The following is a 17,918-nucleotide window of genomic DNA, read 5'->3' on the forward strand; positions in this document are numbered from 1 at the left end:
AGGCCCCGGGTCGAAGACACAAGACCCGGGGCCACGCACCATCCCACCAAAACGACGGCTAAATCTCAGCCAGCGCCGGCTCCGCCTGAACCAACTCCGGCAGATCCTTGTCACCCTCATCAGCCGTGTAATCGTGCGGCTGTGTCTCGTCGACACCGTCGGCGACCTTCAACGCCCGGAACACGAACGTCAGCACCACAGCCACGACCAGGTTCAGCACCAACGCCGTCATCCCGATGTACGCCGACAGATGCGTACCCGGCACATGCGCGATCTGGTTGCCGAAGTGGTCCTGCGTGACCTTGTGCGTCACCGGGTCGATCTTGTCCTGCTGGTACGCCGTCAGCAGTCCGTAGCCCACGCCGACCACCAGCCCGATGAGCAGCGCCCACCGGTGGAACCAGCGTTTGAACAGCCCGAACACTATCGCCGGCAACGTCTGCACGATCAGCACGCCACCCAATAGCTGGAAGTTGATCGCGCTCGTCGCGTCGAGCCCCAGCACAAACACCAGCGCGCCGAACTTCACCAGCAGCGACACCATCTTGGACATCTTCGCCTGCTGATGCGGCGTGGCGTCCGGCTTGATGAAGTCCACGTAGATGTTGCGGGTGAACAGGTTCGCCGCCGCGATCGACATGATGGCCGCCGGGACCAGCGCGCCGACCGCCACCGCGGCGAAGGCCACGCCGGCGAACCAGGACGGGAACACCGCGTCGAACAAGGCCGGGACGGCGTGCTGGGGGTTGCCCGCCAGGTTGCCGCCGAGGGAGCCGTCCTTGTTGCGGATGCCGAAGCCGGCCGCCACCGCCATGTAGCCGAGCAGCGCGATCAGGCCCAGCACCATGGAGTAGATCGACAGCCCCGCCAGGTTCTTGCGCACCGTGTTCCGCGACTTCGTCGACAGCACGCCGATCTGCGCGTGCGGGTACATGAACAGCGCCAACGCCGAGCCCAGTGCAAGGGTCGCGTAGGGGAAGGCGTTGGTCTTGCCTGACGCGTCATTGAGCGACAGGAAGCCCGGTCGCACTGTGCCGTTCGGCTTACCGCCGGTGCTGGCCAAGTGGAAGATGCTGTGCCAGCCGCCGACGAAGCGGGTCGGGATGTAGATCACCGCGACGATGATGACCAGGTAGATCAGGAAGTCCTTGACGAATGCGATCACCGCCGGGGCGCGCAGGCCCGAGGTGTAGGTGAAGGCCGCCAGCACCGCGAACGCGATGAACAGCGGCAGGTCCTTGGCGAACGTCGAGGTGCCCTTGCCGCCGATGCCGATCACGTCCAGGCAGGCCTGGATGCCGACGAGCTGCAACGCGATGTAGGGCATGGTCGCCACCACGCCGACGACGGCCACCGCCAGCCCCAGGCTCTTGGAGCCGTACCGGCCGCGGACGAAGTCCGAGGGTGTGACGTAGCCGTGCTTGCGGGACACCGACCACAGCCGGGGCAGGAACAGGAAGACCAGCGGCCACACGATGATGGTGTAGGGCACGGCGAAGAAGCCGAAGGCCCCGCTGACCATCGCCGCCGGGACCGCGATGAAGGTGTAGGCGGTGTACAGGTCGCCGCCGAGCAGGAACCAGGTGATCCAGCCGCCGAAACTGCGGCCGCCCAGGCCCCATTCCTCCAAGTGGTTGGCCTGCCGGGCCTGGCGCCACCGCGCGGCCAGGAAGCCCAGGACCGAGACCAGCAGGAAGAAGAAGATGACGATGGCCAGCTCGGTCTGGTTGATGCCGTGCGCGCCGACCGTCGGGGTGGGGATGTCGGTCGGCGCGCCCGGTGCGGCGTCCGCGAGGATGGTGCTCACTTGGCGTCCCCTTCCTCGGCGGAATCAGCGGAATCAGCGGAATCGGCGGAGCCGCCAGAGCCATCAGCGTCGTCGGAATCGGCCGAGTCGGCGGCGGTGTCCGCGCCCGAGTCGGCAACGTTTTCGGCATCTCCGCCACCATCAGCGCTCTGCGGCTGGGCCGCCGCCGCCTTGCGCGCCAGCTCCTCGCGCCGTATGACGAAATACGCCAGGCCCATGAGCCCGGCCGTGACCGCCACCCACAGCAGTTGCCACCAGAAGAAGAAGGGGAACCCCGCGACCTCCGGCTTGTCCTTGTCGTATATCGGGACGTAGAGCGTCGCGACGAAGGGTGCGATGACGCAGACCGCCGCGATGACCCGGGCCGGTGTCACCACCGGCGCCCTAGTACTGTGCTCGTGCTCTGACATGAGACGAGACTCCTCCCGTTTACGTATGGAAACTGCGGCGCAATCTAGTCGCCAGGGACGTTTCCGATCACGGGTTAATTAACAACGACTCGGTAACGGATGGTACGCGGCTCATCCATCGATCTGTCCGAAGCGCTCCAGGGCGTGTCGAAAAGCGCTCGGCTGAATGGTCAGCGGCTCGCTGTAGGGATGGGAGAGCGCGACGACGATGAAGATCCCCAGCCCCACCATCGCGCCGAGACCGGACAGCAGCACTACATTGCGGCCGTTGGCGGTCAGCCCGACCAGCGGCGGGTAGGCGATCAGCAGGAGCGCGGCGATGATGAGCGCGACATACAGCAGTTTGGGCATGTCGTAGTTGACGTCGGCGGCGCGGATCAGTCGTTTGGAGTAGATGTCGTCCAGCGACGCGGCCAGGTCCGAGCGCTTCTTCTCCGCGGTCGCGTCGGCGGAGTGTATGGCCGCGACGTCGGCGCGCAGGCCGTCCAGGGTGGCGTAGGCCTGATCAGAAGTCTGATGGTCGCCCATCGCCGGCCAGTCCTTGCTGATCACCTGGTGCACGTACGTGGTCAGCTCGCCGCGCACCCGGTCCCGGTCGGTCGGCGGCAGCTTCCCGGCCAGCCAGTACGCGGTGGTGGCGGCGCGCGCCTCGTCGTAGGTGTGCTGGCGGTCGGTGTTGTAGGTGGACCAGGTCCCGGCGATCAGGAACGCGGTCACCAGGATGAACGAGGACAGCAGGGCGCTGCCGATCACCGACAGCGCCTGCGGGTTGTAGGTGCCCGACGACGCGCGCTCGCTGCGCCCGAGCAGTGTCGACAGCGCGACCGCGATGGCCACGCCCACCGCGAGCGAGACGAGCGCCCAGAACCACATCATGGTTTGCCTCCTGCAGCCGGTCCGGATGGTCCGCCGCCCGCACCGGCGGCTCCGCCGGCGGCGACGGCCGCCGCGATGGCCGCGGGGACCATCAGGGCGACGAGTGAGATCAGGCCCCAATCGGCGCTGTCGTCGGGCCGGTCCGGCGGCGGGGCCGCCTCGGCCGGAGGGATCTCAGGCTTTTGCGGCGGCGCCGCCGCTGGTGGCGCGATCCGCGGAGCGGGGGCCGGGGCCGCGGGCGCCGGCTTGGGCGCCACCTTGGGCACCGAGGGCGCCGGCGGGGCCGGTTTCGGCGGCGGGCAGTCGCACGGTGTCGGGTTCGGGGCCGGCTTCGGCGGCACGGGCACAGGCGCGGGCGGCGGTGCCGGAATCGACGGTGGCGACGGCTGGGGCGGCTGCGGCTGGGGCGGCTGCGGCTGGGGCGGCTGCGGCTGGGGCGGCTGCGGCGAAGGCTTGGGCGGCTGAGGAGCCGGTGCCGGGCTGCTCGGCAGCGGCAGATGCTGATGGCGTCCGGGCTGGAGCGGCAGTCCGGGTTCGACCGGCAGCGGATCCGAGGGCGGCGTGGGATCGGGCGGATCAGTGGCCGGATTCACGACGGCCATCCGGAACCGGACCGGCTGCGACGCCCGGCTCGGCCGTCCCGCGAACGCGACGGGCACTCTGAGCCCGGCTCGGCCCACGGCGGCGCCGGCCGGCGGACACGTGCACAGCAGCTCGGCCAACGGTGGCGTCACCGCCGGGAATTCCGGCTCCATCAGTGCCGGCGGCGCGATCGGCGCCATCGGCGCCATCGCAGGAGGCTGTTGTTCGACAGCGCAGACGAGTCCCACGTCCACCCCCACGCCGAGCAGGCCGACGTGGACGCACATCGCGACCCCGACGCCGAGTCCGATACCGACCACGGCTCAGCCGCCTCCGTTCTCCCGCGCGGGTCCTGACACCGACAGAAAAGACCGACAAAAAGGCCAGCAAAAAAGGTCACCAAGAGGACGCCCATCACCACCACCGAGCAGGCCGGAGTCCTCGCCGCAAGCCGCCGCCCCGGATCGGCGGCTGTTCTCCGCCGACTCCGCCGCCCCGCCCTCTCAACCCCCTGTCAGGCGCCCCCGAGCGCCCGCCCTGCCCGCCCCGCCCGTACCGTCTTCGCCCTCGTCCTCGCCCTCGCCCTCGCCCTCGCTCACGTCCTGGCCTTCTCCTCGGTTCTCGACGCCGGGTGCCGCACCAGCCCGTGCGGCCCCGGCGCCGTCCCCACCTGCCTCAGTGATTGCCACGGCAGGCGGTTCGTACCGAAAAGTCCCTCGAACGTGTGGCTACGCGGCGTTGACCTCCAGGGCGGTCCGGACCGCGGACTCCAGGGCGCCCTCGATCCAGGCGTGCTTCAGCGAGGTGTGCTCGCCGGCGAAGTGGAGGGGGCCCTCCGGGGTGCAGATCGCCGGGTGGAGCTGGATCAGCTGGTTCGGGGTGAGGACCGCCGCCTCGCCGAGGGCGTAGCGGTTGCGGACCCAGCTCTGGGTCTTGCCGCGGCCGGTGTAGAAGGCTTCGACGCGCTTGCCGTAGACCTGCTGCATGCCGCGCAGCGCATAGGGGTAGCGCTCGTCGTCGTCGAGGGAGTCCCAGCGGACCGCGTCGTCGGCCCAGGAGTAGGACGCCAGGACGACGCCGCCCTTGCTGTCGCCGATCTGGTGCGAGGGGTGGTAGATGAAGCGGTTGGGCACGTCGGTCACCGAGCCGCCGCCGACCGCGTGGACCGCCGGGACCCCGCCGGCCTCGGACTGGTACTTGTCGTAGAGTCCGGGCTGGACGGCGTCGAGTTCGCGCTTCCAGTCCTCCTCGGTGAACTCCCACCAGCGGCGGTTGAACTCCAGCAGGACCTTGGTCGCGGCGTCGTAGTGCAGCTCGATCACCGCGCGGCGCTTCTTGTAGGACATCAGTGGGCTGACTTGCACGTGCCGCAGCGCCGAGAACGGGATCGTCACGATCGCCACGTCCGCGGTGTACTCCTGGAAGCTGCCCGGCACCTCGGTGCCCGGCTCGTGGTCGCCGCCGGTCTCCTGCACGGTGCGGACCCACACCTGGTTCTTGGCGTCGGTGTGCACGGCCTGCCCGGCCCGCTTCGGGTCGAAGTATTCGAGCTCGATGACCCGGCGGTTCATCACCACCAGGTCGGAGACCTGCGGCAGCAGCGTGTACGGCAGCGTCGCGGTGCCGCCCTCCAGCTCCCAGTAGGTGACGTTCGGGTTGATGTCCGAGGCGTCCAGGAAGCTGTGCAGGAAGCCCAGCGGCAGCCGCGAGGTGAGGTTCTCGATGGTGCCGATCGCCTCCAGCGAGCCGTCGGTGAGGTCGGCGTACTCGGTGAGGAAGCGGCCCATCGAGAAGCCGTCGAAGTCGTAGAGCAGCCGGGCCCAGCCCTCGACCCACTGGTCGAAGGGCTTCAGCTTGCGCGTGCCGTCCTGGTCGCGGGTCGAGTAGTAGTCGTAGATCGGGCCCAGGATCGAGTCCATGGAGGCGTGGGTGGTCTTGTTCAGCATGGACTCGGACATCCCGAAGCCGCGGTTCATCGCGGCCGGGTGGTCGCCGTACTCGGACTTGCGGGCCCGCAGGCCGTTGGCCAGGATCCAGGCGTTCGAGGCCTGAGTCGGGGGCTTGTAGCCGCCGGTCCCGGTGCCGTTGGTCCAGGTCTCGCCGGTGAACGCCTGGTAGCTGACCGGCGGCGGCGTCCCGTCCGGGTTCCCGGTGCCGGCCACGACGTCGACGTTGTAGAACGGCCGCCGCCGCACGTTCAGCTTGTCGACCAGGGCCAGGGTCAGCGGGTGCTGGCTGGGGATCCGCATGGCGCCGGCCTCGGCGTACTGCGCCGGGTCGCTGAACGGCTGCTCGGAGGTCTCCGGTCCGACCCGGAAGGTCTTGATCCGGCCGCCGATCCGGCTGCCGTTGGCCTCCAGCACGGTGACGTCGTGGCCGGCCGACTTCAGCAGCCAGGCCGAGACCAGCCCGGAGATGCCGGCGCCGATCACCAGCACCCGCTTGGGCGCCGTGGTCTTCGGCAGGCCGTCGTCGATCAGGGTTCGCAGATAGGTGAGTTTCAGGTCCTCGTTCTTCGTTCCCACCAGTAACAGCTGTCGCGCCAGACCCACACAGGTCTGCCAGCGCGCCTCGTCGCGCACTTCGTCGCGGCTCCACGGCAGCGGGGCCGCCGAGGGCTTGCCGGCCAGCGCGGTGACGGCGGCGGCGGTGTCGGTTCCGGTCAGCAGCGGCGCGGCGGCCGCGCCGGAGGCGAGGGCACCGGCCAAGAATGATCGTCGGGAACGGGGAATACCGGTTCTCTCAGGCATGTGCTTACACTTTCGACCTATCGACCGCCCATCGGCCAGGCGCACCGGACCGTTTAGCGAGTTCGCCCGATCAGAGCAAAGATGTGAGACATGCCCCGCGAAAACACATCGCACGACGAGACATGGGACCTGTTCGACGGCGAGGCGGAGCAGCCGGAATTGTTGCGGGACCTGGACCGCCGCAACGCCTTCCAGCTGATGCTCGGCGGCACTCCGCACTCCCATGTCGACCTCGACGACCCGACGCACCTGGAGTACGAGTACGTGCGCCAGATCGCGTTCATGGTCGACCTGGCGGCCGCGGAGCGGGCCCCGCTGCGGGTGCTGCATCTGGGCGGCGGCGGCCTAACGCTGCCGCGCTACATCGCCGTCACCCGGCCGGGCTCCGGCCAGCAGGTGGTGGAGATCGACGGCAAGCTGCTGGACTTCGTCCGCGCCGAGCTGCCGCTGCCGCGCAACGCCCGCGTGCGGCTGCGCACCGGGGACGCCCGCGACGTGCTGGGCCGGGTCCCGGAAGGCGCCTTCGACCTGACCATCACGGACGTCTACGCGGGCGCGCGCATCCCGAAGCACCTGACCTCCAGCGAGTACTACGGCCTGTCGAAACGGGCCCTGCGCCCGCAGGGCGTGCACATCGCGAACCTCGCCGACGGCGCCGCCGGCGGCGGCCTGGCGTTCACCCGCGGCCAGGTCGCCAACGCCCGCCACCACTTCGCCCACGTGGCGGTGCTGACCGACCCGGGCATCCTGCGCGGCCGCAAGTTCGGCAACCTGGTTCTGCTGGCCTCCGACGGCCCGCTCCCCCTCGACGGCCTGGTGCGCCGCGCGGCCTCGGACATCTTCCCCTGCCGCGTGATGCACGGCGACGACTTGGCCGCGTTCCAGGGCGGCGCGAAGCCGGTCCCGGACGGCGAGACCCAACAGTCGCCGGAGCCTCCCGGGGACGCTTTTTGACGGCGCCCCATGGCGGCTCGCGATACCCGCAGGTAACTTGTGGCCATGCGCCGCACCGTCTACACCGAGGACCACGAAGCCTTCCGCGCCATCCTCCGCGACTTCATCGCCAAGGAAGTGGCACCGGTCTACCCCGAGTGGGAGAAGGCCGGGCATCCGCCGCATGAGTTCTACAACCGCCTGGCCGAACTCGGGGTCTTCGGCATCGAGGTGCCGGAGGAGTACGGCGGCGCGGGGCTGAGCACCTTCAAGTACCAGGCCGTGGTGATCGAGGAGACCACGCGCGCCGGGGTGACGTTCGGCACCACCACCGTCCACGTCGGGCTGATCCTGCCCTATCTGCTGGCCTACGCCACCGACGAGCAGAAGGCGCGGTGGCTGCCCAAGTTCATCAGCGGCGAGCTGATGACGGCGATCGCCATGACGGAGCCGGGGACCGGGTCCGATCTGGCGGGCATCCAGACCACCGCCAAGCTGACCGACGACGGCCGGCACTACGTCCTCAACGGCGCGAAGACGTTCATCACCGGCGGCGTCCTGGCCGACCTGGTCCTGGTGGTCGCGCGTACGGCGCCCGCCACCCCGGAGGACCGGCGGGGCGGCCTGTCGATCCTGTGCGTGGACACCAAGTCCCCGGGCTACTCGGTCGGCCGCAAGCTCGACAAGATCGGGCTCAAGACCTCCGACACCGCGGAGCTGGCCTTCAACGACGTGCTGGTTCCGGTGGAGGACCTGCTCGGCGAGGCGGGGCAGGGATTCAGTTACCTGACACACAACCTGCCGCAGGAGCGGCTGGCCATCGCAGTCGGGGGTTACGCGTCCGCGGAGGCGGCGCTGCGGTTCGCCCTGGACTACGTGCGCGAGCGCACCGTGTTCGGGACTTCGGTGGCCTCGTTCCAGAACACGAAGTTCGTTCTCGCCGAGTGCGCCACCGAGGTCGAGGCGGCGCAGTGCATGGTCGATCGCGCGCTGGAGCTGCACGACGCGGGCGAGCTCACGGTCGCCGACGCCGCCAAGGTGAAGCTGTTCTGCACGGAAGTCGCGGGGCGGGTCATCGACAAGTGCCTGCAATTGCATGGCGGATATGGCTATATCACCGAGTTCCCCATCGCGCGTTTGTACGCCGATACGCGGGTGTCGCGGATCTACGGCGGGACCAGCGAGGTGATGAAGACCATCATCGCGAAATCATTGGGATTGTGAGGAAGGCCCTGATCAGGGCTTGAAAGTGAAAGGCCGGCGTCCCTCAAGGAGGACGCCGGCCTTTCGCCGTGCCGCAACGCCGCGCGACATAACATCACGCGACACCGAAGCACAGCACTTCACGTCACGTCACGTCACGGCAAGGCACATCACGTCACATCGGTCCGGGTCGGGTCGACCGCCTCGTACTCCCGCGCCTCCACGATCCGGCGCATCGCGTCGAACGCGTCCCACACGTCCACGAACCGCGTGGTGGCCGGCGCCATGCCCAGCCGCACCCGGTCCGGGATCCGGAAGTCCGGGATCACGTCGTACCGCTCGATCAGCGCCCGGCAGATCCGGTACGCCTCCTGGTGCCGCACCGACACGTGGTTGCCGCGCACGGCGGCGTCCCGCGGGCTCCCGAGCGTGAACCCGAGCGGCGCCAGCCAGGCGTCGAACAGCTCGATCGCGAACTCGGTCAGCGCCACGCCCTTGTCCCGCAACGGTTTGATGCCCGCCGCCGCCAGCACGTGCGCGCCCGCGTCGACCAGCGACACCCCGACCACCTGGGGCGTGCCCACCAGGAACCGCGTGGCGCTCGGCACCGGGTCGTAGCCCTGGCCCATCGCGAACTGGTCGCGCTGCCCGTACCAGCCCCAGATCGGCTGCCGCAGCCCTTCAATGAGGGACTGGCTGACGTACAGGAAGGCCGGGGAGCCCGGTCCGCCGTTGAGGTACTTGTAGGTGCACCCGACCGCCAGGTCGGTCCCCGTCGCGTCCAGCTCGATCGGGACCGCGCCGACCGAGTGGCACAGGTCCCAGAGCACCAGGGCCCCGGCTTCGTGCACCACCTGGTTGACCGCGCCCAGATCGGCAAGCGCCGCCGAGCGGTAGTCCACCTGCGACGGCGACACCAGCGCCGTCCGCTCGTCCACGACCGCCCGGAGCTGATCCGCCGTCGGGCCGAGCAGTTCGTCGAACTCGACGAGCTTCAGCTCCAGACCCCGCGCTGCGGCCAGACCTTCCAGAACATAACGGTCGGTCGGGAAGTTATGGAGGTCGCTGATGATGACGTTCCGGCCCGGCCGCGCGTCGAGCGCCGCCGAGGCCAGCTTGTAGAGGTTCACCGATGTCGAGTCGGAGACCACGACCTGCCCCGGCGCCGCGCCGAGGAACTGCTCGCCGAGGAAGTCGCCGACGACCTGCGGCAGCGTCTGCCACCGCTCGTTCCAGGACCGGATCAGCCGGTTCCCCCACTCCCCGGCGACCACCTCCTCGACCCGCGCAAGCGAGGCCTTGGACAGGCGGCCCAGCGAGTTGCCGTCGAGGTAGATCAGCGAGTCGTCGGGGATCACGAACTCCGAGCGGAGCGCGGCCAACGGATCGGTCGTGTCGCGGCGTTCGGCTTCGGAGCGAGGGATGAGGGGGTTGTTCGGCACAAGATCAGCGTAGGCGAGCCCGGGCCCGCTGCCCAGAGGACACGACGTCCGGTGCGGGGCGGTGCCCGGGCCCGGCGCGCGCCGGACCGGCCGTGCGCAGCGACGCCGCTACCGGGGCAGCCATCCGAAGCGCCGCCGCTTCCAGAGCGCTGCCGTTTCCGAAGCGCCGCCGCTACCGGGCCGCGAACTCCGCCGTCACCTGATTCAGGATCCGGCTCATCTCCTGGCTGCCGGTGTGCCCGGAGTCCTCGATGACATAGAGCGTCGCGTCCGGCCAGGCTTGGGCGATCTGCCAGGCCGTGTACAGCGGGCTGCCGAGGTCGTGGCGACCGTGGACGAGCGCTGCCGGAATCCCGTGCAGTTTGTGGATGTCGCGCAGGATCTGGCCGTCCTCCAGCCACGCGTTGTTGCTGAAGTAGTGCGCGCAGATCCGCACGAAGGCCAGCCGGGCGTCGTCGATCCGCGAGCTGTAGTGGTCGCCGCTGGTGTTCTGCGGCTCCAGCGACACCACCGTGTCCTCCCAGCGCACCCATTCCGCCGCAGCCGCCTCCTGCACCGCGCGGTCGGGGCTCGCCAGCAGCCGGGCATAAGCGGCCAACAGGTCGTCGCGCTCGTCCTCCGGAACGTGCTTCTGGAACCGGTCCAACGCCTCGGGGAAGAACCGGCCGACGCCCCGATAGAGCCAGTCGGTCTCCTCGGGCCGCGTCATCGTGACCGCGGGGATGATCATCTCGGACACCCGCTCGGGGTGCTGCTCGGCGTAGGCCAGGGAGAGCGTCGCGCCCCATGAGCCGCCCTTCACCAGCCACCTCTCGATGCCGAGGTGCTCCCGCAGCAGCTCGATGTCGGCGATCAGGTGCGGTGTGGTGTTCAGCGACATGTCCGTCGCCGGGTCGCTGGCGTGCGGGGTGCTGCGCCCGCATCCGCGCTGGTCGAAGCGGATCACGTGCCACGTCTCGGGGTCCCACCCGCGAGTCGGGCCGACGAGCGAGCCCGAGCCCGGACCGCCGTGCAGGTTCACCGCGGGCTTGCCGTCGGGGTTCCCGAGCTTCTCGTAGTAGATGCGGTTTCCGTCCCCGGTATCGAGAAATCCGGTGGCGTAGGGCGCCATGGGAGGGTATTGATCGACCATAGCGCGATCGTAGGTCAGGGGGACGGGATCATGGCGGAATTAAGAGACTGGACGCAGTGGTTCGCAGCGTACGACGATCCGTCGTCGGCGCTGGCCAGCCGCTTGCTGGTGGTCAACGACGGCATCGTCCGGGCCCTGAACGAGGCCCCGCCGGGCGCGATCAGGATCCTGTATCTGTGCGCCGGCCAAGGGCGGGACATACTCCCCGTCGTCGCCGCCCACCCGCGCCGGACCGACGTCGTCGCGCGCCTGGTGGAGGTCGATCCGGCAATCGCCGACGTCGCCCGCGGGACGGCCGCGAACCTCGGACTGACCGAGTCCATCGACATCGTGACCGGCGACGCCGCCGATCCGGCCACCTTCGCCGACTTCGGCCCGGCCGATCTGCTGCTGTTGTGCGGCATCTTCGGCAACATCTCCGATGCCGACGTCGCGAACACCGTCGCGCGCGCGGCGGGGCTGACAGCGCGGGGCGGCACCGTGATCTGGACCCGCCACCGGCACGAGCCGAACCTGGTGCCGTCGATCCACGACTGGTTCGCCCAGGCGGGCTTCTCCCTGCTGTGGGAGTCGGACGCGGCGCTGCCGGAGTCGGTCTACGTCGCGGGGCACCGGCAGGAGCGCGATCCGGCGCCCACGCAGAACACTGACAAGCTTTTCACTTTCGTCAAATAGAGAGCTCCATGGGGATTTACGAAGGCATCAGCCGGGCGAACGAGGCGATCATCGCCGCCGGCTTCTACACCAACCAGAAGGGCCATCGCGTCGACCTGGCGGACGACGTCGCAGAGGCCTGTCAGGGCACGCGCTCGTACTCGCCCGACCAGACCGAAGCGCTGCTCGACGCGGCGAAGCAGGCTGGCGGCGGCGAGGGGCAGCAGCTCCACGAGACAGAGTTCGAAGTCACCGACGAGACCAGCACCGCGGCCGGTCAGCGTCTGGTGCTCGACGAGGGCGAAGAGAACGTCGCCATCCTCAACTTCGCCTCCGCCCGCAATCCCGGCGGCGGCTACCTCGGCGGCGCCCGCGCGCAGGAAGAGGACATCTGCCGTAGCTCCGCGCTCTACACAACGCTGCTTGAGGCGCCCGACTACTACGCCGCGCACCGGCAGAGCGGCGACACCCGCTACAGCCATCGTGTCATCTACTCCCCCGACGTCCCGGTGTACCGGGACAGCAGGACGAAGCTGCTGGACGACCCGTACTTCGTCTCCTTCCTGACCTCCCCGGCGCCCAACGCCGGCGCGCTGTCCCGGCACGAGCCCGGGGCTCTGCGCGAGGTGCCCGCGCTGCTCGCCGAGCGGTCGGCGCGGGTCCTGGCCGTCGCGGCGCACCACGGCGTCGGGACGCTCGTACTCGGCGCCTGGGGCTGCGGGGTCTTCCGGAACAACCCGACGACCGTCGCCACCGCCTTTCGGACGCATCTGACCGGCGGCGGCGACTTCGCGGGGCGTTTTCCGCGCGTCGTGTTCGCGGTCTACGACACCTCGTCGGCGAAGACCGTGCTCACCGCGTTCCGCGACGTGTTCGCCGGTCAGGTGAAGGGCACCGCGACCACGTCGTGAGCGTTGCCCCAGCCCAGTTGCACGATCCAGCAACCGGGCGTGGGGACGGAGTTGATCGAGGGGTAGATCTCGCCCGGCTCGGCGTCCGGCGGGGTCTCGGGAAGGTCCACCGAGGCCCCGCCGTTCTGCGGCGTGGCGACGGCTTCGAGCGGGGCGCCGTCGCGCGGCACCTTCATGATCCACAGGATCTTGTTGTCCTGCCCGGCTTGCAGCGGGTCTTTGAACAGCACGCCGACGGCCAGGCCGTTCACGCCCTCGACCCAGCGGTTGCCGACCGGCGGATGGGCCGAGGCGGTCCAGGCCGGCGGCGGCTCGGCGTGGACCGCGCCGGCCGGACAGATCCCCGCCATGGGGTCGGGGGACGGGGCGGCGGTCGGGGCGGCGGCGGTCGGGGCGGCGGCGGTCGGGGCGGCGCCCGGCGACGCGGCGCCGGACGCCGAGCGCGTCGGCGACGAACCCGCGGACCGGGACGACGTCCCGCACGCCGAACAGCCGACGAGCGCGACCAGGGACACAACAGCCAAGTATCTGCGCATAGAAGCACCTCCGCCCTCGTTACACCGCCGGGCGCACCCGGGTTCCCACAAGTGGGCGCTTGTCGGCGGCCCGTGTCAGGCTGAGCGCCATGGACTTCAAACTCGAGCTGGTCCCGGTGCCGGTGACGGATGTGGATCGCGCCAAGGACTTCTACGAACGCCAGGTGGGCTTCCGCGTCGATCATGACGTCTCGTTCGGCGAGGACTTCCGCGTGATCCAGCTGACGCCGCCCGGATCATCGTGCTCGATCGCGTTCGGCAAAGGAGTGATCGACACGCCGCCGGGATCGATCAAGATGCTGCACCTGGTGGTCGACGACATCGAGGCCGCGCGCGACGCGCTGGTCGGGCGCGGCGTCGACGTCGACGCGGTGGAGAAGATGTCCGCGGAGGGCCGGCCCGACGTGTTCTACGCGCGGTTCGCCGACCCCGACGGCAACACCTGGACGTTGCAGAGCTGGTGACCGCCGGCGGTCGGCCCAGCGACCGGCAGCCACCCGCCGGCAGTCACCCACCGGCGGTCACGGCCTGGCGCGACCGCCCGCCCGCAGCTCGGCGAGCCGGTCGCGCAGCCAGTAGTACGAGTCCTTCGGCGTCCGGACCTGCGTCTGCTCGTCCACGTGCACCAGGCCGAACCGCTGCGTGAAGCCCTCGGCCCACTCGAAGTTGTCCATCAGGGTCCAGGTCAGATAGCCGCGCACGTCGACGCCCGCTTCCATCGCCTCGGCCAGGGCCCTGATGTGGCCGTCCAGGAACGCGATGCGCTCGGCGTCGGCGACCCGGCCGGCCACCACCTTGTCCGCCACCGAGGTGCCGTTCTCGGTGATGTACACCGGCGGCAGCGCCAGGCCGTAGCGGTCGGCCAGCCCGACCAGCAGCTCCCGCAGGCCGTCCGGCACCACCGGCCAGTCGAACGCGCTGCGCGGCACACCTTCGATCGGCACGTCCTGGAACGGCAGCCCGTGCTCGGGTCCGGGCGCGGCGACGCGGGTGGGGTTGTAGTAGTTGATGCCGAGGCCGTCCAGCGGGGCCGCGATGACGTCCAGATCGCCGTCGCGCACCGCGCCGCGGAGGTCCGGGCCGGTGCCGTAGGCCGACAGGTCGGGGTAGGTCCCAAGCAGGATCGGGTCCAGGAACAGCCGGTTGTGCAGCGCGTCGTAGGTGTCGGCGGCGGCCTGGTCCTCCGGCGCCGTACTGGCCGGCCAGACCGGGGTGCAGTTGTTCGCGATCAGCACCCGGGCCGCGCCCGCCGATCGCAGAGCACTGACGGCGAGGCCGTGCCCGAGCAGCTGGTGGTGCGCGACCGGGATGGCGTCGGTCATCAGCGCGCGGCCCGGGGCGTGGACGCCGAAGGCGTAGCCGTAGGCCAGGTGGATGAACGGCTCGTTGAGGGTGATCCAGTGCTCGACGCGGTCGGCGAGCCGCTCGGCGACCAGCCCGGCGTACTCGGCGAAGCGGTACGCGGTGTCACGGGCCAGCCAGCCGTCGCGGTCCTCCAGGGCCTGCGGCAGATCCCAGTGGAAGAGGGTGGGGAACGGCGTGATCCCCTGCTCCAGCAAGGCGTCGACGAGCCGGTCGTAGAAGGCCAGGCCGGCCGGGTTCGCCGGACCGGAGCCGTCGGGCTGGATCCGGGTCCAGGCGATCGAGAAGCGGTAGGCGTTCACCCCGAGGCCGGCCATCAGGCCGATGTCCTCCGGATAGCGGTGGTAGTGGTCGCAGGCCACGTCACCGGTCTGGCCCTCGCGGACCGCGCCGGGCTGCCGGACGAAGGTGTCCCAGATCGAGACGCCCTTGCCGTCCTCGGCGGCGGCGCCCTCGACCTGGTAGGCGGAGGTGGAGGTTCCCCAGTGGAAAGCGCTGGGGAAGGACGGGAGCGGGGCGTGGTCGGTCACTGCGGGGCCACCTCCGGAACGGGCGTAACATGAGTCATCCTCAGGTTAGCGGGCGGAGGAGAATAGCGGAATGGAGACGACGACGGAGCGCGCGGAGAACACCGAGAGCGCGGCGGGCGCGGGCGGCGCCCCCGGTCTGCGGCGCCGGCCGATGCAGCGGCGCAGCGCCGAACGCTACGAGCGGATCCTGAACGTCTGCGCCGAACTGCTCGACGAGGTCGGGTTCGCCGGGCTCACCACCACCGCCGTCGCCAAGCGCGCCGAGGTGCCGATCGGAACGGTGTACCAGTTCTTCGCCGACAAGAGCGCGCTGGTCCACGCGCTGGCCACCCGGAACCTCCAGACGTATCTGGACCGGCTGGCGTACCGGTTCGGGCAGACGCCGCCGGGCTCGGTGGAGGACGTCGTCACCATCGCCATCGACGAGTTCGTCGACATGCGGCGCACCCAGCCCGGCTTCGGCGTGCTGGACTTCGGCGCGGGCAGCAAGTGGTCCGAGGCCGATCCGCGCGACCTGTATCTGCTGGACGAGTCGGTCGAGAACAACACCGCGGTGGCGCGGCGGATGCGACTGCTGACGCCCTTCCTGGCGTCGTCGGACGCCGAGGAGGCCCAGATCGAGCTGGCGCTGCGAGTGACGATGGAGGCGGCGGACGCCGTGCTCCAGATGGCGTTCCGCAGCGACCCGAGCGGGGACCCGGCGCTGATCGAGGAGTGCAAGCGGCTGCTGGTGGCGTATCTGGGGCGGTACTACGTGGGCTGAGGCCTTCGCTATATCGTTACGAACATGGACAAACAGCGGCACCGCTTCGACTGGAGCCTGCTGGGCTGCGCGCTCGGCGGGCACGTGCTGTACGCGCCGGACGAGGCGGCGCTGCGGGAACGGCTGACGGCGCGCACGGCCGGCGGCACCACCTGGCGGTGCCTGCGCTGCGCGGATTTCGTTCCGGTCGCGGACGGCACCACGCCGCCCACCGGCCCGGCCGAGGACGCACCGCTGGTGAAGCGCGGTGCTGAGATGCGCGACGCGGTGCTGCTGCGGTTCTTCGCAGTGGAGCGATGGGTACGCGGCGCGCTGCTGCTGGCGGCCGCGTATGTGGTGCACCGGTTCGCGGGACGGCAGGACGAGCTGCGGCAGGCGTTCGACCAGGCGGCGCCGGTGGTGAAGCAGGTATTCGGCAAGGCCGGCTTCGACTTGCAGCACTCGAAGACGCTGGAAGCGCTCCAGAAGGCGGTCGACGCCAAACCGACGACGCTGACCTGGATCGTGATGGCACTGGTCGCCTACGCCGTGATCGAGGTCATCGAGGGCTTGGGCCTGTGGCTGCTTCAGCGGTGGGGTGAGTACTTCGCGTTCGTGGCGACCGGCATGTTCCTGCCGCTGGAGATCTACGAACTCTCCCATCATGTGACGCTGCTGAAGCTCGGGACCTTCGCGCTGAACCTGCTGCTGGTGATCTACCTGGTGTGGACGAAGCGGCTGTTCGGAGTGCGGGGCGGGAAGCGGGCTTATGAGGCGCAGCGGCATGCGGCGTCGTTGCTGGAGGTGGAGCGGGCGGCCGCGAGCTAGTGCCTGGAGCAGGCGACGTTCGCCCTGGGGAAACCAAGGCCGTGAGAGCATGCTGTGCATGGCAGCTTGAAGAACAGAGGCCGGCTCGGGGGCCTGGCGCAAGGTCGGCTCATTCGAGATCCGCCGCGACGGCGATCGGCAAGTATGTGGTGCTTGCGGGCAGGCGGTCCGCCGGTACACCTACCGGCATCATCCGGAGGACTCCGCGTTCTTCGAACGTTGCGTCGGGCTTGCCTGGTGCTCCGGGTGCCGCGTCTACACCGGCACGATGGTCTACGTTCCGCGCGATGAGGCCCTTGTAGACGTTCTACTGGCGTTACCGGCCGAGCGGCAGGAGCAGCTCCGGCATAGCGAACGGAAGCTCATCGACTACCTCGACAGGGTGTACGTTCCCTGATCCGGCGCTAGTGCCTATGGGTGTTGTCCGGCTGCGACGGGTCGCCCGGGTGCTCGAAGCCGGGGGCATGGGCGACGAGCGCGCGGCGGATCTCGGGCCGGGTCGTGGAGTTGCCGGGAGTGGTGGTCCGTTCGAAGACCTCTGACATATCGGAGCAGTTCGCCCACGCCGCCGCGTTGATGGAACCCAAGTAGAGCGTGCGAGTGCGTCATCGCACCACCACCGGCACCGCCGCCGTGTACTGCGCGCGGCCGAACCACATCAGCTTCACCATCGCCCACCAACGGCCGGGCGCGGTCTTGGTGTCTATATAGGAGACGTCCTTAGGTGAGCTCTGACGAGGTGGAAGGCGTTGTTCTCCCAGACGGGGCGGGTGGTCCCGTCGTCGCCCTGCAACTCCCAGGCCTGCGTGTAGCCCGCCTGGGTGTTCCACCAAACCGGGTCGTAATGGAAATGCGAGACCAGGTACATCTTCTAGCCCGGTTCGACGGCCGCTATTGACACCGGCTGCTCGGCCGGCGTCTCGTCGTCGCCGCCGAGCAGCCGGAGCCCGGCGAGGACACTCTGACCAGGCACGACAGCCTCGTCGAAGGCCATCGGCAGCTCGACCAGCGTCTCCCCGTCCCCGGCCCGGACCGCGGCGTTTCCTCGCACCAGCTCACCGAGAAGCGATACAGTCACGGCACCATCCGTGACGGCCCGTCGGAGCACGAGCCGGAGGACTTGACGCGGTTCCGCCTCGGTGCCGACGAAAAGCTCCGTCGCCTCCGCGGACTTGGTCTGGACGGCCACGGCCCCTCCTGATGTCCCACCCGAACGAGCC

The 17,918-nt window shown here is 69.7% G+C and carries 18 protein-coding genes and 1 pseudogene; 9 read left to right on the forward strand and 10 right to left on the reverse strand.

Annotated elements, in window-relative coordinates; genetic code table 11:
- Nucleotides 1-58: 58 nt before the first annotated feature.
- The 3 genes from mctP to ABD481_RS29265 form a co-directional block, all read right to left on the reverse strand.
- Complete coding sequence (mctP, locus tag ABD481_RS29255; RefSeq protein WP_344669063.1) at nt 59-1,732, reverse strand: monocarboxylate uptake permease MctP; 1,674 nt, start codon at nt 1,730-1,732, stop codon at nt 59-61.
- Between the two features lie 71 nt (nt 1,733-1,803).
- Nucleotides 1,804-2,217 (reverse strand): DUF3311 domain-containing protein, encoded by a 414-nt coding sequence (locus tag ABD481_RS29260; RefSeq protein ID WP_344669011.1) that lies wholly within the window; start codon nt 2,215-2,217, stop codon nt 1,804-1,806.
- 111 nt (nt 2,218-2,328) lie between these two features.
- Nucleotides 2,329-3,093, reverse strand: coding sequence for a bestrophin-like domain (locus ABD481_RS29265; RefSeq protein WP_344669012.1), 765 nt, complete (start codon nt 3,091-3,093; stop codon nt 2,329-2,331).
- A 246-nt stretch (nt 3,094-3,339) separates the two neighbouring features.
- Between ABD481_RS29265 and ABD481_RS29270 the strand changes: the two genes are divergently transcribed.
- Together ABD481_RS29270 and ABD481_RS29275 are read left to right on the forward strand one after the other, a co-directional pair.
- The gene (locus tag ABD481_RS29270; protein ID WP_344669013.1) at nt 3,340-3,558 is read left to right on the forward strand and encodes a hypothetical protein; all 219 of its coding nucleotides are present in this window, start codon (nt 3,340-3,342) and stop codon (nt 3,556-3,558) included.
- Nucleotides 3,559-3,896: 338 nt separating this feature from the next.
- Nucleotides 3,897-4,031: a hypothetical protein gene (locus ABD481_RS29275; RefSeq protein WP_344669014.1), complete on the forward strand. Its 135-nt coding sequence runs from the start codon at nt 3,897-3,899 to the stop codon at nt 4,029-4,031.
- Nucleotides 4,032-4,403: 372 nt separating this feature from the next.
- Here the strand turns inward: ABD481_RS29275 and ABD481_RS29280 are convergent, their stop codons facing one another.
- Nucleotides 4,404-6,383, reverse strand: coding sequence for a flavin monoamine oxidase family protein (locus ABD481_RS29280; protein WP_344669015.1), 1,980 nt, complete (start codon nt 6,381-6,383; stop codon nt 4,404-4,406).
- A 132-nt stretch (nt 6,384-6,515) separates the two neighbouring features.
- Between ABD481_RS29280 and ABD481_RS29285 the strand changes: the two genes are divergently transcribed.
- Both ABD481_RS29285 and ABD481_RS29290 read left to right on the forward strand, forming a co-directional pair.
- Nucleotides 6,516-7,379, forward strand: a complete 864-nt coding sequence (locus tag ABD481_RS29285) for a spermidine synthase (protein ID WP_344669016.1) — start codon at nt 6,516-6,518, stop codon at nt 7,377-7,379.
- A gap of 45 nt (nt 7,380-7,424) precedes the next feature.
- Nucleotides 7,425-8,582, forward strand: coding sequence for an acyl-CoA dehydrogenase family protein (locus ABD481_RS29290; protein ID WP_344669017.1), 1,158 nt, complete (start codon nt 7,425-7,427; stop codon nt 8,580-8,582).
- A 149-nt stretch (nt 8,583-8,731) separates the two neighbouring features.
- Here the strand turns inward: ABD481_RS29290 and kynU are convergent, their stop codons facing one another.
- Together kynU and pip are read right to left on the reverse strand one after the other, a co-directional pair.
- Nucleotides 8,732-10,003: a kynureninase gene (gene kynU / locus ABD481_RS29295; RefSeq protein WP_344669018.1), complete on the reverse strand. Its 1,272-nt coding sequence runs from the start codon at nt 10,001-10,003 to the stop codon at nt 8,732-8,734.
- Nucleotides 10,004-10,175: 172 nt separating this feature from the next.
- Nucleotides 10,176-11,135, reverse strand: coding sequence for a prolyl aminopeptidase (pip, locus tag ABD481_RS29300; protein WP_344669019.1), 960 nt, complete (start codon nt 11,133-11,135; stop codon nt 10,176-10,178).
- 30 nt (nt 11,136-11,165) lie between these two features.
- On the opposite strand from pip, the gene ABD481_RS29305 reads away from it, so the two are divergent.
- On the forward strand, nt 11,166-11,810 hold the full coding sequence (locus ABD481_RS29305) for a class I SAM-dependent methyltransferase family protein (RefSeq protein ID WP_344669020.1): 645 nt from the start codon (nt 11,166-11,168) through the stop codon (nt 11,808-11,810).
- Between the two features lie 8 nt (nt 11,811-11,818).
- Nucleotides 11,819-12,700, forward strand: a complete 882-nt coding sequence (locus tag ABD481_RS29310; RefSeq protein ID WP_344669021.1) for a TIGR02452 family protein — start codon at nt 11,819-11,821, stop codon at nt 12,698-12,700.
- Here ABD481_RS29310 and ABD481_RS29315 read toward each other — a convergent pair.
- Nucleotides 12,670-13,236: a hypothetical protein gene (locus ABD481_RS29315; protein WP_344669022.1), complete on the reverse strand. Its 567-nt coding sequence runs from the start codon at nt 13,234-13,236 to the stop codon at nt 12,670-12,672. The two genes, ABD481_RS29310 and ABD481_RS29315, sit on opposite strands and share 31 nt — an antisense overlap.
- A gap of 89 nt (nt 13,237-13,325) precedes the next feature.
- On the opposite strand from ABD481_RS29315, the gene ABD481_RS29320 reads away from it, so the two are divergent.
- Nucleotides 13,326-13,700 (forward strand): VOC family protein, encoded by a 375-nt coding sequence (locus ABD481_RS29320; RefSeq protein WP_344669023.1) that lies wholly within the window; start codon nt 13,326-13,328, stop codon nt 13,698-13,700.
- A gap of 57 nt (nt 13,701-13,757) precedes the next feature.
- Here ABD481_RS29320 and ABD481_RS29325 read toward each other — a convergent pair whose 3' ends face one another.
- Nucleotides 13,758-15,128, reverse strand: a complete 1,371-nt coding sequence (locus ABD481_RS29325; protein ID WP_344669024.1) for a GH1 family beta-glucosidase — start codon at nt 15,126-15,128, stop codon at nt 13,758-13,760.
- 70 nt (nt 15,129-15,198) lie between these two features.
- On the opposite strand from ABD481_RS29325, the gene ABD481_RS29330 reads away from it, so the two are divergent.
- Nucleotides 15,199-15,891 carry a TetR/AcrR family transcriptional regulator gene (locus ABD481_RS29330; protein ID WP_344669025.1) on the forward strand — a complete coding sequence of 231 codons (693 nt, stop codon included), beginning with the start codon at nt 15,199-15,201 and terminating at the stop codon, nt 15,889-15,891.
- A gap of 24 nt (nt 15,892-15,915) precedes the next feature.
- Nucleotides 15,916-16,698 (forward strand): DUF2127 domain-containing protein, encoded by a 783-nt coding sequence (locus ABD481_RS29335; RefSeq protein ID WP_344669026.1) that lies wholly within the window; start codon nt 15,916-15,918, stop codon nt 16,696-16,698.
- 404 nt (nt 16,699-17,102) lie between these two features.
- On the opposite strand, the pseudogene ABD481_RS29340 reads toward ABD481_RS29335, so the two are convergent.
- Both ABD481_RS29340 and ABD481_RS29345 read right to left on the reverse strand, forming a co-directional pair.
- A pseudogene (locus ABD481_RS29340) lies at nt 17,103-17,183 on the reverse strand (malonyl CoA-ACP transacylase); the annotation flags it as partial.
- 386 nt (nt 17,184-17,569) lie between these two features.
- On the reverse strand, nt 17,570-17,776 hold the full coding sequence (locus ABD481_RS29345) for a hypothetical protein (protein WP_344669027.1): 207 nt from the start codon (nt 17,774-17,776) through the stop codon (nt 17,570-17,572).
- Nucleotides 17,777-17,918 lie beyond the last annotated feature (142 nt).

The sequence above is a fragment of the Catenulispora yoronensis genome (assembly GCF_039531695.1).
In the GTDB taxonomy this organism is placed as follows: Bacteria; Actinomycetota; Actinomycetes; order Streptomycetales; family Catenulisporaceae; genus Catenulispora; species Catenulispora yoronensis.

Coding starts and splice junctions, on each gene's coding strand:
- ABD481_RS29285 (WP_344669016.1), top strand. CDS start 6,516: ATGCCCCGCGAAAACACATCGCACGACGAGACATGGGACCTGTTCGAC.
- ABD481_RS29310 (WP_344669021.1), top strand. CDS start 11,819: ATGGGGATTTACGAAGGCATCAGCCGGGCGAACGAGGCGATCATCGCC.
- ABD481_RS29320 (WP_344669023.1), top strand. CDS start 13,326: ATGGACTTCAAACTCGAGCTGGTCCCGGTGCCGGTGACGGATGTGGAT.
- ABD481_RS29335 (WP_344669026.1), top strand. CDS start 15,916: ATGGACAAACAGCGGCACCGCTTCGACTGGAGCCTGCTGGGCTGCGCG.
- ABD481_RS29330 (WP_344669025.1), top strand. CDS start 15,199: ATGGAGACGACGACGGAGCGCGCGGAGAACACCGAGAGCGCGGCGGGC.
- pip (WP_344669019.1), bottom strand. CDS start 11,135: ATGGTCGATCAATACCCTCCCATGGCGCCCTACGCCACCGGATTTCTC.
- ABD481_RS29265 (WP_344669012.1), bottom strand. CDS start 3,093: ATGATGTGGTTCTGGGCGCTCGTCTCGCTCGCGGTGGGCGTGGCCATC.
- ABD481_RS29260 (WP_344669011.1), bottom strand. CDS start 2,217: ATGTCAGAGCACGAGCACAGTACTAGGGCGCCGGTGGTGACACCGGCC.
- ABD481_RS29315 (WP_344669022.1), bottom strand. CDS start 13,236: ATGCGCAGATACTTGGCTGTTGTGTCCCTGGTCGCGCTCGTCGGCTGT.
- ABD481_RS29305 (WP_344669020.1), top strand. CDS start 11,166: ATGGCGGAATTAAGAGACTGGACGCAGTGGTTCGCAGCGTACGACGAT.
- ABD481_RS29290 (WP_344669017.1), top strand. CDS start 7,425: ATGCGCCGCACCGTCTACACCGAGGACCACGAAGCCTTCCGCGCCATC.